This window comes from Streptomyces sp. NPDC004134 (genome assembly GCF_042874195.1).
Lineage (GTDB): Bacteria > Actinomycetota > Actinomycetes > Streptomycetales > Streptomycetaceae > Streptomyces.
Genome location: NZ_JBIAMS010000005.1, coordinates 1 through 14,476, shown reverse-complemented (window position 1 = coordinate 14,476; position 14,476 = coordinate 1). Strand labels below are relative to the sequence as shown.

General features: G+C 74.4%; 10 protein-coding genes and 1 riboswitch. Of the genes, 5 read left to right on the top strand and 5 right to left on the bottom strand.

From position 1 onward, the window contains the following. Positions 1–48 precede the first annotated feature (48 nt). Positions 49–1,590, bottom strand: a complete 1,542-nt coding sequence (locus tag ACFYVJ_RS08840; protein ID WP_388887937.1) for an MFS transporter — start codon at positions 1,588–1,590, stop codon at positions 49–51. A 54-nt stretch (positions 1,591–1,644) separates the two neighbouring features. Here ACFYVJ_RS08840 and soxR point away from each other — a divergent pair, with 54 nt between their 5' ends. Next, complete coding sequence (soxR, locus tag ACFYVJ_RS08835) at positions 1,645–2,136, top strand: redox-sensitive transcriptional activator SoxR (protein ID WP_388887935.1); 492 nt, start codon at positions 1,645–1,647, stop codon at positions 2,134–2,136. Positions 2,137–2,223: 87 nt separating this feature from the next. On the opposite strand, the gene ACFYVJ_RS08830 is transcribed toward soxR, so the two are convergent. The 3 genes from ACFYVJ_RS08830 to metE form a co-directional block, all read right to left on the bottom strand. Continuing rightward, positions 2,224–5,841: a SpoIIE family protein phosphatase gene (locus ACFYVJ_RS08830; protein ID WP_388887934.1), complete on the bottom strand. Its 3,618-nt coding sequence runs from the start codon at positions 5,839–5,841 to the stop codon at positions 2,224–2,226. A gap of 4 nt (positions 5,842–5,845) precedes the next feature. Further along, complete coding sequence (locus tag ACFYVJ_RS08825) at positions 5,846–6,052, bottom strand: hypothetical protein (RefSeq protein WP_388887932.1); 207 nt, start codon at positions 6,050–6,052, stop codon at positions 5,846–5,848. Positions 6,053–6,286: 234 nt separating this feature from the next. Then, positions 6,287–8,605, bottom strand: a complete 2,319-nt coding sequence (gene metE / locus ACFYVJ_RS08820) for a 5-methyltetrahydropteroyltriglutamate--homocysteine S-methyltransferase (RefSeq protein ID WP_388887931.1) — start codon at positions 8,603–8,605, stop codon at positions 6,287–6,289. Between the two features lie 205 nt (positions 8,606–8,810). Next, positions 8,811–8,967, bottom strand: a riboswitch (cobalamin riboswitch). A gap of 124 nt (positions 8,968–9,091) precedes the next feature. Between metE and ACFYVJ_RS08815 the strand changes: the two genes are divergently transcribed. The 4 genes from ACFYVJ_RS08815 (at position 9,092) to ACFYVJ_RS08800 (ending at position 12,844) form a co-directional block, all read left to right on the top strand. Beyond that, complete coding sequence (locus ACFYVJ_RS08815) at positions 9,092–10,042, top strand: ABC transporter ATP-binding protein (protein ID WP_388887929.1); 951 nt, start codon at positions 9,092–9,094, stop codon at positions 10,040–10,042. Next, positions 10,039–10,827, top strand: coding sequence for an ABC transporter permease (locus ACFYVJ_RS08810; protein WP_388887927.1), 789 nt, complete (start codon positions 10,039–10,041; stop codon positions 10,825–10,827). The genes ACFYVJ_RS08815 and ACFYVJ_RS08810 overlap by 4 nt, the downstream gene beginning before the upstream one ends. Before the next feature lie 9 nt (positions 10,828–10,836). Beyond that, a complete protein-coding gene (locus ACFYVJ_RS08805) occupies positions 10,837–11,622 on the top strand; it encodes a MerR family transcriptional regulator (RefSeq protein ID WP_388887925.1) in 786 nt (261 codons plus the stop codon). A 199-nt stretch (positions 11,623–11,821) separates the two neighbouring features. Beyond that, positions 11,822–12,844, top strand: a complete 1,023-nt coding sequence (locus tag ACFYVJ_RS08800) for a ferric reductase-like transmembrane domain-containing protein (RefSeq protein ID WP_388888550.1) — start codon at positions 11,822–11,824, stop codon at positions 12,842–12,844. Between the two features lie 192 nt (positions 12,845–13,036). On the opposite strand, the gene ACFYVJ_RS08795 is transcribed toward ACFYVJ_RS08800, so the two are convergent. Continuing rightward, positions 13,037–14,032 (bottom strand): aldo/keto reductase, encoded by a 996-nt coding sequence (locus tag ACFYVJ_RS08795; protein WP_388887923.1) that lies wholly within the window; start codon positions 14,030–14,032, stop codon positions 13,037–13,039. Positions 14,033–14,476: the final 444 nt, after the last annotated feature.

Below are 14,476 nucleotides of genomic sequence, written 5' to 3'. Positions count from 1 at the left end.
CCGCGCGGGCGCTCCCCCGCGCGGGCGGGCTGTGAGCGTAACGCATGGTTACGGACTTACGCGCTGTTTCCCCCGCACTCCGGCCAGCGCCACCAGCACCGCCGTCGCCACCGTCAGCGCGGCGCACACCCCCGCCGCCACCTGGAACCCGGTCTCGAACGCCCCCCGCGCCGCGCCCAGCAGTTCGTCGCCCACGGGCCCCGGAAGCCGCTCCGCCGCGGTGACCGTCGCGCTCAGGTCGTCCTCGAACGCCCCGGCCGCTGCCGCCGGTACGCCCTCGGGGACCGCCCCGTCCGTACGCCCCCGGTACACCGCCGTGATCACGCTGCCCAGCAGCGCGATACCCAGCGCGCCGCCCAACTGCGGCGCCGTGGACGAGATCGCCGCCGCCGCGCCCTGCCGCTCCGGCGGGGCCGCGCCGACGACCATGTCGGTGGCCAGTGCCATCATGGGCCCGAGACCTGCCGACACGATCACCGCGCCGGTGACCAGCACCGGCAGCGCGTGCGCGCCGCCTGCCTGCGTCAGCACCCCGTAGCCGGCGGCGGAGAGCGCCAGCCCGGTGCCGATGATCCGCGCGGGCTCGTACCGGCGGGCCAGCCTCGGCGCGAGCGTGGAGCCGGCGATGACGCCGAGCGCGGACGGCGCCGTCCACAGTCCCGCGTCCAGCGGCGACAGCCCCTCGACGAGCTGGAGGTACTGCGCGAGCGCGTAGTTGGACCCCCACAGCACGAAGATCCCGGCGGCCAGCGTCGCCGCGGCGGTGGCGAGCGTACGGTCCGCGAAGAGCCGAAGGTCCACGAACGGGTCGGCCAGCGCCCGCTGGCGGCGTACGAACGCCACCGCCACCAGCACCCCCGCCGCCACCGCCGCGACCGGCACCGCGCCCGCGCCCTCGGCGGCGATCCGCTTCAGCCCGTACACCACCGGCAGCACCGCGGCCAGCGACAGCAGCGAGCTGAGCACGTCCACCCGCCGCCCGGCGGGGCCGCGCGACTCCGGCAGCAGCACGGGCAGCAGCACCAGCAGCACCGCCATCACGGGGACGCCGAGCAGGAACGCGGCACCCCACCAGAACCGCTCCAGCAGCCACCCGCCCACCAGCGGCCCGATCGCCGTGCCGCCCGAGACGCTGGCCACGATGACGCCGATGGCCGCCGTCCGCTCCCGCGGCCCGGGGAACAGCGCCGCCGCCAGCGCCAGCGTCGAGGGCATGAGGGTGGCGCCCGCGACGCCCATGAGGGCGCGGGCGGCGATGAGCATCTCCGCGTTCACGGAGTACGCGGCGAGCAGCGACGCGGCGCCGTAGCCGGCGGCCCCGTAGAGCAGCAGCCGGCGGCGGCCGATGCGGTCGCCGAGGACGCCCATGGTGATGAGGGAGCCGGCGAGGAGGAAGGCGTAGATGTCGACGGTCCACAGCAGTTGGGTGCTGCCGGCGCCGAGGTCGCGGCCGATGGCGGGCAGGGCGAGGTTGGTGACGGTCAGTTCGAGGGAGGCGAGCAGCGCGGGCAGCGCGAGCACGGCGAGCCCGAGCCGGCGCCGCCGCCGGCCCTGCTCCTGCCCCGGTGCCGAGGTGCGGGAAGTGGTCATGGCGGCCAGTCTCAAACCTCGACCATAATCGAGGTCAAGGGCTAGCCTGCCGCCATGGACAAGCCCCCCTTCGACGCGAAGGAACTCACGGTCGGCCAGCTCGCCGCCCGCTCCGGCGTCGCCGTCACCGCCCTGCACTTCTACGAGGGCAAGGGCCTCATCCGCAGCCGCCGCACCCCCGGCAACCAGCGCCGCTACCCGCGGGACACGCTGCGCCGGGTGGCGTTCATCCGTACCGCGCAGCGGGTCGGCATCCCGCTGCGCACGGTCGCCGAGGCGCTGCGGACGCTCCCCGACGAGCGCACGCCGACGCAGGAGGACTGGGCGCGGCTGTCGGCGGCGTGGCGCGACGAACTCGACATCCGCATCGACCAGATGGTGCGGCTGCGGGACCGGCTGACCGACTGCATCGGCTGCGGCTGCCTGTCGCTGGAGCGCTGCCTGCTCCGCAACCGCGACGACCGCCTCGGCGACACGGGACCCGGCCCGCGCCGGCTCCTCACCCGCCGGCTGGCCCAGGAGACCCGGATCCCGCCGGCGGACTGAGCGTGTCCGTGCTCGCGGGCCGGGTCCGGTAGCCGCCAGGACCCGGCAGGGTCAGCCGCGTGTACGCGGACGGCGGCGACGGGCCGGTCAGGTGCCGGGTGTCTCCCGTGTGGCCTGTTCCGCCCAGATGACCTTGCCGTCCTGGGTGTAGCGGGTGCCCCACCGTGCGGTGAGCTGGGCGACGAGGAAGAGACCCCGTCCGCCTTCGTCCATGGTGGCGGCGTAGCGCAGGTGCGGTGAGGTGAGGCTGTGGTCGTAGACCTCGCAGGTGAGCGTGTGGTCGCGCAGCAGCCGTACTTTGATGGGCCCGACGCCGTGGCGCATGGCGTTGGTGATCAGCTCGCTGAGGATCAGCTCGGTGTTCTCCTGGAGGTTCTCCAGTTCCCATTCCGCGAGGAGCGAGGAGACGGCGGCGCGTACCCGGCGGACGGCCGCGGGGTCGGACTCGACGTCCCACTGCGCGACCCGTGCGCTCGCCAGGACGCGCGTTCGGGCGACGAGCAGCGCGATGTCGTCGCTCTGGACCGGCGGGAGGAGTGCGCCGAGTACGGCGTCGCAGGTCTCCTCGACGGTCTGGTCGGCGCGTGCGAGGGTCTGGCGGAGGATGTCGAGTCCGGTATCGATGTCCTGGTCGCGGCGCTCGACGAGGCCGTCGGTGAACAGCACGAGTCTGCTGTCCTCGGGCAGGTGCAGTTCGACGGATTCGAAGGGCAGTCCGCCGATGCCGAGGGGCAGACCCGAGGGGACGTCCAGGAACTCCACGGTGCCGTCGGGCCGCGCGAGGGCCGGTGCCGGGTGGCCGGCTCTGGCGATGGCGCAGCGGTGGGTCACGGAGTCGTAGACGGCGTACAGGCAGGTGGCGCCGGTGATGGTGGTCTCGCCGCCGGCGGCGACGGCTTCCTGGTCGGTGCGGGTGGCCAGTTCGTCGAGGTGGCCGAGGAGTTCGTGGGGTGGCGGATCGAGGGAGGCGAAGCTGTGGACGGCGGTGCGCAGCCGCCCCATGGTGGCGGCGGCGTGCAGTCCGTGTCCGACGACGTCGCCCATCACCAGGGCGACGCGCGCGCCGGACAGCGGGATCACGTCGAACCAGTCGCCGCCGACGCCTTCCTGCGCGGGGAGGTAGCGGTAGGCGACTTCGACCGCGTTCTGTTCCGGCAGGGTACGGGGCAGCAGGCTGCGCTGCAGGGCCACGGCCATGCCGTGCTCGCGGGTGTAGCGGCGGGCGTTGTCGAGGGATACGGCGGCGTGGGCGGCCAGTTCGGCGGCGAGGGAGAGATCGTCCTGCTCGAAGGGCTCGGGGTTCTCCGAGCGCCAGAAGTGGACGACGCCCAGCAGCACGCCGCGGGCGCGCAGGGGCGCCGTGATGAGCGAGTGGACTCCGTAGTCCAGGATGCGTGCGGCCCGTGCGTGGTCCACCTCCCGCCACCCCAGGGAGTCACCCAGCCGGGGCACCAGGATCGCCTGCCCTGTCTCGATGCTGCGGGCGGTCGGCGAGGACGGCGCGAAGGTGATCAGGTCGCCGATGGAGAAGAAGGGAGCGTCGGTACGGATACCGCTGACGGCCGTGCGCCGTATCCGCGGGCTGCTGTCGCCGGCGCCGCCGGTCACCCCCGGTTCGTCACCGCGCATCACGGCCTCGGGCAGGTCGACGGTGACATGGTCGGCGAAGTCCGGAACCGCGACCTGGGCCAGCTCCTCGGCCGTATGCGTCACGTCGAGGGTGGTCCCGATGCTGCTGGTCGCGTCGTAGAGGAACTCCAGCCGTCGCTGGACCAGCTCGACCCGCTGCGACGCCTCGCCGATCATCTGCATCACTTCGTCGGTGCGGACCGGCTCCTGTCCGACCACCGCGTCGACCGCGAGCCGCGCGGACGCCGCGCCGACCGAGCCGGAGAGCTGGGCCTCCGCGTGATGGATCAGCTCCGGGGGCGCCACGGCTCCCGGCGCGTCGGGCTTCGTCCCCGGGTAGGCGCGCACCGCCCGCTCCGCGCCCTCCCGCCCGAGGAAGCGCTCCAGCATCGTCTGCAAGGCGCCGACCGTGGCACGGGCCTGCCAGCGCCGTTCACTGGCGGGCTCCGCGAGGATGTCGACGTACTGCACCGCCTGCGCCCGCTCGGCGGCAGTCGGCCGGTCGGCGAGTGAGACGGCGACGTACCCGCCGATGTTCACCAGCGCGCTCCAGAACATCGCATGGCCGATCGAGTCCATCCCCGAAAGGCCGAACAGCTCCTGCGGCCGGAGCAGATCGATGCCGAACGGGCCCTCATGCAGGAACGAGGCGGGCAGCAGCCCGGACTCGGCGAAGCTCGGCAGCAGCAAGGTGTACGCCCACATGGCGAACCCCGCCGCAAGACCCACCAGCACACCCCGGCGGGTGCCGTTCTTCCAGAACAGGCCGCCGAGGATCGCGGGCGCGAACTGTGCGACGGCCGCGAACGACACCAGTCCGAACGACGTCAGCGCCCGCCCCTGGCCCGCGAGCCGGAAGTAGGCGTAGCCCAGGAGAAGGATCAGCACGATGGTCGTCCGGCGGATGCCCAGGACCAGTCCGGTGAGATCGTCCCGATGGGCCAGCCGGGACTTGCCGCGCAGCAGCAGCGGCATCACGAGCGAGTTGGACACCATGGTGCCGAGCGCGATGGTCTCGACGGCGATCATGGCGGTGGCCGCGCTGAGGCCGCCGATGAAGACGAACAGCGCGAGTGCCTGCTGGCCCGCGGCCATCGGGAGGGCCAGCACGTAGGCGTCGGCGTCGGTGGCCTTCCCCAGCCGCAGAAGGCCGCCGGCCGCGAGCGGAAGCACGAAGAAGGTGTTCGCGAGCAGGTACAGCGGGAACAGCCACATCGCGCGTTTGAGGTGCTTCTCGTCGATGTTCTCGACGAAGGTGACCTGCCACTGCCGGGGCAGCAGCAGGATCGACAGCATGGACAGCACGATGAGCCAGACCCACGTGCCGTAGCCGGTGTGCCCCTCCAGGGTGAACAGTTGGGTGAGGTCGGCGTGCGCCGCCTGGGAGAACAGGTCGTCGAACCCGTGGAACATCCAGAAGGTCACGAAGATCCCGACCGTGAGGAGCGCCGCGAGCTTGACCACGGACTCGAACGCGACGGCCGCGACCAGGCCCTCGTGGCGTTCCGCGGTGTCCAGGTGGCGGGTGCCGAAGAGGATGGTGAACGCGGCGAGCAGCAGCGCCGCGTACAGCCCGGTGTCCTGGAGCAGCGGAACCTGGCCCAGCTCCGAGGGAGCGGTGATCTCGGGATACCGGCGAATGATCTCGAAGGTGTTGGAGACCGCTTTGAGCTGGAGCGAGATGTAGGGAACGACCCCCACCACGGCGATGATCGTGACCAGGCCACCCAGCACCGCGCTCTTGCCGTAGCGGGCGGAGACGAAGTCGGCCAGTGAGGTGACCCGGTGCCGGCGGCTGATCCGGATGATCCTGCGGAACACCGGCCAGCCGAGCGCGAGCATGATCACGGGGCCCAGATAGAGGCCCAGGAAGCCGATACCGGTCACGGCGGCCCCGCCCACGTTGCCGTAGAGCGCCCATGCGGTTTCGTACACGGCGAGGGACAGGGCGTAGACGGTGGCGTTGTTGATCAGGCTCCGGCCGGCGTCCGCCCTCCGGTCGGCGTAGAACGCCACACCGAAGAGCAGACCGAGGTACACCACCGAAACGGCGACGATGACCTCGGCTCGCAGCACGGCACTACCTTGATCTGCCGCCGATGACGGCGACGAGGCCGATCACGATCGCCCAGACGAGATACAGGTACGCCCAGAGAACCGGGACACCGAAGACCCGGTCCTTGTGGTCGAACTGCGCCAGCAGCGGTGGCACGACCAGCACGAAGCCCAACGCCCCCACGGCCACCAGGCGCCCGGCCAGCCGCTCGTCGTCCGGTGGCTCCGCCACGGCTGCCTCCACAACCCCATGTCACGCCTCGCCACGCACCCAGGTGTGTCCAGTGCCGAATCACGCCGCCGGCACCGCCATGCCCACATACGCCGCCTCAAGACGCTATCGGCAGCCCGCGGCATCATCGGCGACCAACACACCCGGTCCTGGCCGGACCGTACGGCCGAGGGGCGACACGGGTCCCGGGCCGCGCCGCCTGCGCACCCGCCGGCCGGCCCGGGACCCGCTACGTCACCCCCGCAGCTCCGACCGCACCTCCCGCGCCGCCGCCACCAGGCTCGCCAGCGACGCCCGCGTCTCCTCCCAGCCGCGGGTCTTCAGCCCGCAGTCCGGGTTCACCCACAGCCGCTCCGCCGGGATCGCCCGCAGCCCGGTGCGCAGCAGCGCCACCGTCTCCGCGGCGCTCGGCACCCGCGGCGAGTGGATGTCGTACACGCCGGGGCCCGCCTCCCGCGGATAGCCGTGCCCGGCCAGTTCGTACGCCACCTGCATGTGCGAGCGCGCCGCCTCCAGGCTGATGACGTCCGCGTCGAGGTCGTCGATCGCCGCCACGATGTCGCCGAACTCCGCGTAGCACATGTGCGTGTGGATCTGGGTGTCCGCGCGCGCGACGCCCGTCGTCAGCCGGAACGCCTCCGTCGCCCACGCCAGATACGCCGGCCGGTCCGCGGCCCGCAGCGGCAGCGTCTCGCGCAGCGCCGGCTCGTCGACCTGCACGACCGCCGCGCCCGCCGCCTCCAGGTCGGCGACCTCGTCGCGCAGCGCGAGCGCCACCTGCCGCGCGGTCTCGGCGCGCGGCTGGTCGTCGCGGACGAAGGACCAGGCGAGCATCGTGACCGGTCCGGTGAGCATGCCCTTGACCGGGCGGTCCGTCAGCGACTGCGCGTACGCCGTCCAGCGCACCGTCATCGGCTCGGGACGCGAGATGTCGCCGGCCAGGATCGGCGGGCGGACGTAGCGGGTGCCGTACGACTGCACCCAGCCGTGCCGGGTGGCGTGGTAGCCGGTCAACTGCTCGGCGAAGTACTGCACCATGTCGTTGCGTTCGGCCTCGCCGTGCACGAGCACGTCGAGCCCCGCCCGCTCCTGGTACGCCACCACCTCGCGGATCTCCGCCGCGATCCGCTCCTCGTAGCCGTCCGCGCCGATGCGCCCGGCGCGCAGGTCCGCGCGGGCGGCACGCAGCTCGGCGGTCTGCGGGAAGGAGCCGATGGTCGTCGTCGGCAGCAGCGGCAGCTTCAGCCGCGCCCGTTGGGCCGCGGCGCGCTCGGCGTACGGCGCGGGGCGGCGGGCGTCGGCCGCGCCGGCGGCGGCGGTGCGGGCACGGACGGCGGGGTCGCGGGTGATCGGGGAGGCGGCGCGGGCAGCCAGCCCCGCGCGGCTGGCGGCGAGTTCCGCGGCGACGGCGCCGGTGCCGTGGGACAGGCCGCGGGCGAGCGTGACGACCTCGGCGGTCTTCTGCCGGGCGAACGCCAGCCAGCGCAGCAGGTGCGGGTCGATGTCCCGCTCCGCGGCGGTGTCGAGCGGCACGTGCAGCAGCGAGCAGGACGGGGCGACGTCGACGCGGTCGGCGAGCCCGAGGAGGGTGCCGAGGGTGGCGAGCGCCCGTTCCAGATCGCAGGCCCACACGTTGCGGCCGTCCACGACGCCCGCGACGAGCCGCTTGCCGGGCAGCCCGCCGACGGCGGCCAGCGCGTCGAGCTGGTCGGCGGCGGCGCCGGTGAAGTCCAGCGCCAGGCCCTCGACCGGCGCCTTGGCGAGCACGGGGAGGGCGTCGCCGAGGCGGCCGAAGTACGAGGCGACGAGGAGCGCGGGGCGGTCGGCGCGGGCGCCGAGGTCGCGGTAGGCGCGCTCGGCGGCGGCGAGTTCCGCGGGCGTACGGTCCTGGACGAGCGCCGGCTCGTCGAGCTGCACCCACGCGGCGCCGGCCGCGCGCAGATCGGCCAGCACCTCCGCGTACACCGGCAGCAGCCGGTCCAGCAGCGACAGCGGCTCGAAGTCCGCGGGCGCGCCGGGCGCGGGCTTGGCGAGCAGCAGGTACGTCACGGGCCCGACCAGCACGGGCCGCGCCGCGTCAGGACCGAGCGCCAGCGCCTCGGTCAACTCGGCCGTCTGCTTGGCCGCGTCGGCGGTGAAGACGGTGTCCGGGCCCAGCTCGGGGACGAGGTAGTGGTAGTTGGTGTCGAACCACTTCGTCATCTCCAGCGGCGCCGCGTCCTGCGTGCCGCGGGCCATGGCGAAGTAGCCGGCGAGCGGGTCGGCCGCGACGGCGGCGCGGTGGCGGCCGGGGATCGCGCCGACCATGACGGTGGTGTCGAGCACGTGGTCGTAGTACGAGAAGTCGCCGGTCGGCACCTCGTGGACGCCGGCGCCGGCCAGCTCCCGCCAGGTGGCGCGGCGCAGCTCCGCGGCGGTGGCGCGGAGTTCGCCGGCGGTGACCCGGCCCTTCCAGTAGCCCTCGACCGCCTTCTTCAGCTCCCGGTGGTGGCCCTGCCGGGGGTAGCCGTACACGGTCGCCCGTGCCGCCGCGGCTGCGGACTTCGCTGTCACGGAGATCTCCTTCGCGAGATGGATCCCTGAGATCCCGGGACCGGAAGGAGAGGGGGAGACAAACGCGAAGAAGGCAGCGCGGCGCGTGGCCGCCGGTCCTGCGCGGCGGATTTCCGCATGCCTGCCTGGTACGTCACGTGCGCCGACCCGCCCTCGAGGTCACCGGGATGTCCGCGCACGGAGGACCCGCGCACGGGCAGCGGGCAGGTCTTCGGACTCGCGGGCAGGTCCGTACGCGCACTCGCGCGCACGGGCGCCTAATGGCCGTCGCTTCCCGGATCCGCCGGATCCAGTGCGTATGACGGCGGTCGTTCCCGCTCACCGCTGCGGGGCAGTCCCGGATTCCCACCGGGTTCCCTCTTGCGACGCCACCGCCTGGCGGACGGGGCGAACCGGCTGCACGGGCCAGTGTAGGCCGCCCCTCCGGCAGCGGAACGGGCCGCCGCCCTTGACCCCGACGCAGGGTCAACCTCCGAGCATGGCGCCATGACCACGAGAACCCCCGCCGTCGAGGCCGCGGGACTGCGCAAGGCGTACGGCGGCCGCGAGGTCCTCGCCGGCGTCGGCCTCACCGTGCCCGCAGGCACCGTCTACGCCCTGCTCGGCCCCAACGGCGCCGGCAAGACCACCACCGTCCGCATCCTCACCACCCTCCTCGCCGCCGACGCCGGCACCGCGCGGGTCGCCGGCCACGACATCCGCCGCGCGCCCGCCCGGGTGCGCGCGGCGATCGGCGTCACCGGCCAGTTCTCCGCCGTCGACGGGCTGCTCACCGGCCGCGAGAACCTGCGCCTCATGGCCGACCTCGGTCACCTCGAACGCCACCGCGCCACCGCCGTCACCGCGGGGCTGCTCGCCCGCTTCGGCCTCGCCGACGCCGCCGACCGGCGGGCCGCGACGTACTCCGGCGGCATGAAGCGGCGGCTGGACCTGGCGATGACCCTGGTGCCGGGACCGCGGCTGATCTTCCTCGACGAGCCGACCACGGGACTCGACCCGCGCAGCCGCCGCGAGTTGTGGGACGTCGTCCGCGAACTCGTCGCCGAGGGCACCACCGTGTTCCTCACCACCCAGTACCTGGAGGAGGCGGACCGGCTCGCCGACCGCATCGGGGTGCTCGACGGCGGCCGGCTCGTCGCCGAGGGCACCGCGGCGGAGCTGAAGCGCCGCGTCACCGGCGGCCACGTCGAGCTGCACGCCGCCGACGCCGCGCGGGCGGCGGAGCTGGCGCGCCGGCTGCCCGGTGCGGTGGCCGACCCGGCGGCGCCGGCCGTCACCGTGCCGTACGACGGCAGCCTCGGCGCGCTGCGGCGGCTGCTGGCCGGGCTCGGCGACGACGGGTCGGTCACCGGGCTCGCGGTGCACACGCCGGACCTGGACGACGTGTTCCTCGCCCTGACCGGCCACGCCGCCGCACCCGAGGGGGTACGGGCATGAGCGCCCCCGGCACGTACGTCCTCCGCGACTCCGCGACCATGCTGCGCCGCAACCTGAGGCACATGGCCCGCTACCCGTCCATGACGATCACGCTCGTCGGCCAGCCGCTGCTGTTCCTGCTGCTGTTCACGTACGTCTTCGGCGGCACCATGGGCGCCGGACTGCCCGGCGGCGACCGCGCCGGCTACCTCACGTACATCGCACCGGGGATCCTCACGATGACGGTCGCGAGCGTGTCCATCGGCACCGCCGTGCTCGTCGCCAACGACATGACCGACGGCATCATCGACCGGTTCCGCACCATGCCCATCGCGAAGTCCTCGGTCCTCACGGGACACGTGCTCGCCGCGATGATCCAGACCGCGCTGGCGCTCGCCGCGGTCGGCGCGGTCGCGTTCGCGCTCGGGCTGCGGACGGCCGCGTCGGCGGCGGACTGGGTCTGCCTCGTGGGGCTGCTGGCGCTGCTGTCGTACGCGCTGACGTGGTTCACGGTGGCGCTGGGCCTGGCCAGCCCGGACCCGGAGACGGCGAGCAACCTGCCGATGGTCTTCGTGCTGCTGCCCTTCGTGGGCAGCGGGTTCGTCCCGGTCGACTCGATGCCCGCGGGGCTGCGGTGGTTCGCGGCGCACCAGCCGTTCACGCCCGTCATGGACCTGATCCGGGGGCTGCTCGGCGGCGCGCCCGACGGCACGGACGCGGCGTGGGCGGCCGGCTGGTGCGCGGCGCTCGGGGCGGCCGGCTACCTCTGGTCGCGCCGCCTCTACCGGACCCGCGCGGCGGCCTAGGATGCCCCGATGCTGACCATCGGCGAACTGGCGTCGTACGCGGGCGTGACGGTCCGCGCGGTCCGGCATTACCACGCCAAGGGCCTGCTCCCGGAGCCGGACCGGGACCACTCCGGCTACCGCCGCTACGACGCCGCCGCCGTGGTCGAGCTGATCCGCATCCGCACCCTCGCCGAGGCCGGCGTACCGCTGGCCCGGGTCCGGGAGCTGCTGCGGGCCGGCGAGGCGGAGTTCGCGGCCGCGGTCGCCGACATCGACCGGCGGCTGCGGGCCGAGATCCGCGCCCGCCAGGAGACCCGCCGCCGCATCGCCCGGCTCACGGCGGGCGACAGCCTGGCGCTGCCCGCGGAGGTGGTGGCGTTCCTGGACCGGCTGCGCGAACTGGGCGTCGACGAGCGGATCGTGGCGGTCGAGCGCGAGGGCTGGATCCCGCTCGCCGCGCACGCCCCCGACCGCGTACCGGAGTGGCTGGCCCGTAAGCGAGCCCAGCTCGCCGACCCCCAACTGCTCGACTTCTACCGCACCCTCGGGCACGCCCTCGACTGGGCACCCGACGACCCCCGCCTGACCGCCCTGGCCGACGACCTCGCCGCGTACCTCGCCCGCCTCACGGCGGAACGGGGGCGGGACTACGTCGCCGACGTCGACCTCGCGCAGCCGCTCGCGGAGCTGATGGACACGCTGGCGTTCGAGGCGGCGCCGCCGGCGCGGCGGCTCATCGAGCTGCTGGGGGAGCGGGGCTGGACGGGGTGGACGCGACTGGAGCCGCTGGAGACGCGTCGATCTTCGGAGTGATGGGTACACATCACGTGGGGTCGGCGGGACTCAGGAGGCGGAAGAGATGGCCGTGGAACGTCGATCAGGGCTGCCGGAAAACGGTGGAGCGGGCAGCGGGAGACGGAGCAGCGGGAGACGGAGCAGCGGCGGGCGGGGCGGTGGCGGGCGGGGCGGGCCGGCCGGGGGCCGGGCCGCCGGATGGTTCGACTGGCCGGGACTGAAGGCCGACCTCCGGGCCGCGGGACCGGACGCCGGCATCGCGCTCGTCGTCACCGGGGCGATATTCGCCTGGCTCTACGTCCGCGTCGACAACGGCTCGTCCGCGACCGTCCAGGTCATGCCGACGCTCGACGACGCCGACCGCTACTGGATGTACTGGCTCTGCCAGGCGTTCGGCTGGTCCGGCCTGCTGTGGGCGTGGATCACCATCGTCTTCAGCCTCCTGCGCACGGGCCCGCGCCCGCGGGTCCGCTGGCTGCCGCCCGCCGGCCTGGAGAAGCTGCACCGCACGACGAGCCTGACGACGATCGCGCTGATGTTCATGCATGCCGTGATGTTCTTCCTGGAGGAAGTCCGCGGCAACGAGGGCGGCGCCACCTGGGCCGGCCGGCTGTGGGACGCCTTCGTCAAGGTCTTCGTACCCGGCGGCTACGCCACGGGCACCGGCCGCATAGCCATCCTCGTCGGCCTCCTCGCCTTCTACCTCGCGATCCCGCTGGGCCTCGCGTACTACCTGCGCCAGCGCACTGGCTCGCGCATGTGGCGGGCGCTGCACCGCTTCATCATCGTCGTCTACGTCCTGAGCGTCTGGCACACGCTGCTGTACGGGACGAACGTCTGGTACGACGGCGCCTTCCGCACCCTGGTCTGGGCCCTCCAGATGCCCATAGCCGCCATGCTCCTCCTCCGCCTCCTCTCCCCCGCCCGCCCCAGCGAACACCTCCACCTCCGCGGCCCCCGCCGCGCCCGCCCCCTCCCCCTGACCGCCCGCGCCGCGGGCCGCCTGGCGGTCGTCGCGACGGTGGCGGGCCTGGCGGCGGTGGTCGCCACGGGCGTGGACGGCGGCCGCACCCCGGACGGGGCGTCGCCGGGGCTGTGGCCGGAACAGTGGGTGATCTGGGCGGGGTTGCTGGTACTGACGCTGGCCCTGGTGGCGGTGGCACACCGGCTGCGCCCGTCGGCGGCGGGAGGCCCCGCGAGGGAGCGGCGGGGGGAGGCGGCGGAACAGGGCGTGGGCTGAGGACGGGGGCGGCCGCCGGTCGGGCAGGCGGGCCCGCCGCCGCGAGGCCGCCGCACGGCGGTGGAGCGGGGGTGCCGCACGGCGGTGGCACGGGGGTGCCGCACGGCGGTGGGGCGGGGGCGACGCGGCGGCCGGCCCGGGTCACGTGCCCACCCCGCGCGACCGCCTACCGGAAGCCCGCCTCCCCGGCGGTCAGCCCTCCGGCACGGGGGCCTGCGGCGGGAGGAGGCCCTCGGACTTGGCCGTGGTCCAGAGTTCCGCCGGTATCGGGTGGGCGAACGCGCGGGCCGTGTCGGCCACTTCCGCGGGAGCGCGGGCGCCTATCACCACGCTGGTCACCGCCGGGTGGCCGAAGGGGAACGCGAGCGCCGCCGCGGCCGGGGGGACGGCGTGGCGGCGGCAGAGGGCGTGCCACGCGGTGACGCGGGCGGCGAGGTCCCGGGGGATCGAGGTGTAGCCGTGGGGGGCTTCGGGGCGGGGGTCCGTGAGGAGGCCGGACTGGTAGACGCCCGCCGCCAGCACCGCGACCCCGCGGGCCGCGCACAGCGGCAGCAGTTCGTCGAGGCCCGTGTGGTCGAGCAGGTTGTACCGGCCCGCCAGCATCACGCAGTCCGGCCCCGGCGCCGCCACCTCGCGGAGGTAACGGGCCGCCACCGGCGCGTGGTTCACGCCGATCGACACCGCGCCGACCGTGCCGCGGGCGCGGAGTTCGGCCAGCGCCCGGTAGGCGGCCGTGACCGCGACGGGGAAGTCCTCGTCCGGGTCGTGGACGTGCAGCACGTCGATCCGGTCGAGACCCAGCCGCGCCAGGCTGTCCTCGACCGAGCGCATGACACCGGCGTACGAGTAGTCCCGCCGCGGCCCGACGCCGGGCGGCGGGTCCGCCCAGATCGGCTGCGTGTCGGTGCCGCCGGGCACGATGAGCCGGCCGACCTTCGTGCACAGCGCGTACGCCCCGCGCGGGCGGCCGGCGAGCGCGGCGCCGGCGCGGCGTTCGGAGCGCCCGTACCCGTAGACGGGCGCGGTGTCGAAGAGCCGGACGCCGGCGTCCCAGGCGCGGTCGACGGTGCGGGCGGCGTCCTCGTCGGAGACGGGGGCGAACAGGCCGCCGATGGAGGCGAGTCCCAGCCCGAGGCGGGTGACGGCCACGCCGGTACGTCCCAGGGTCACGACCTCGTCCGCTCGCATACGCGGCTCCTCTCGGGGGCGGTGGGGGCGGTGGGGCGGTACGGGTCGGGCCGGTGGGTGCGCGGGGTGGATTGGTGTGCGGGGAGGGGTGGGGGCTGGGTCTGGGGGTCAGGCGCAGGGAGGGTGGTGGTTCGTGGAGCGGGCTGGGTCTGGTGACGCGGCTGGTTCAGGGGGCGGGCTGGTGCGCGGGGGCCGGTGTGCGGGGGTGGCCGGTGCGAACCGGGGGCCGGTGCGCGGGGTGGCCGGTGCGAACGGGGGGCTGGTGCGTGGGGCGGGCTGGTGGGTGGGGCGGGTCGGGTCCGGGGGATTGGCGCCGGGAGGGTGGTTGTTCGCGGGGCGGGGCGGGCGGGGTTGCGTCCTGGGAAGTGGTGTACGGGTTCGACCTGATCCGGGGGATTGCTCCGGCATCGGGATGAGGCCCGCATAGTCGAGCGGCCACCGGCT

What these genes read in the sequence shown, in the direction of transcription:
- ACFYVJ_RS08840 (WP_388887937.1), bottom strand. Translation starts at nt 1,590, where the DNA reads ATGACCACTTCCCGCACCTCGGCACCGGGGCAGGAGCAGGGCCGGCGG.
- soxR (WP_388887935.1), top strand. Translation starts at nt 1,645, where the DNA reads ATGGACAAGCCCCCCTTCGACGCGAAGGAACTCACGGTCGGCCAGCTC.
- ACFYVJ_RS08815 (WP_388887929.1), top strand. Translation starts at nt 9,092, where the DNA reads ATGACCACGAGAACCCCCGCCGTCGAGGCCGCGGGACTGCGCAAGGCG.
- ACFYVJ_RS08810 (WP_388887927.1), top strand. Translation starts at nt 10,039, where the DNA reads ATGAGCGCCCCCGGCACGTACGTCCTCCGCGACTCCGCGACCATGCTG.
- ACFYVJ_RS08805 (WP_388887925.1), top strand. Translation starts at nt 10,837, where the DNA reads ATGCTGACCATCGGCGAACTGGCGTCGTACGCGGGCGTGACGGTCCGC.
- ACFYVJ_RS08795 (WP_388887923.1), bottom strand. Translation starts at nt 14,032, where the DNA reads ATGCGAGCGGACGAGGTCGTGACCCTGGGACGTACCGGCGTGGCCGTC.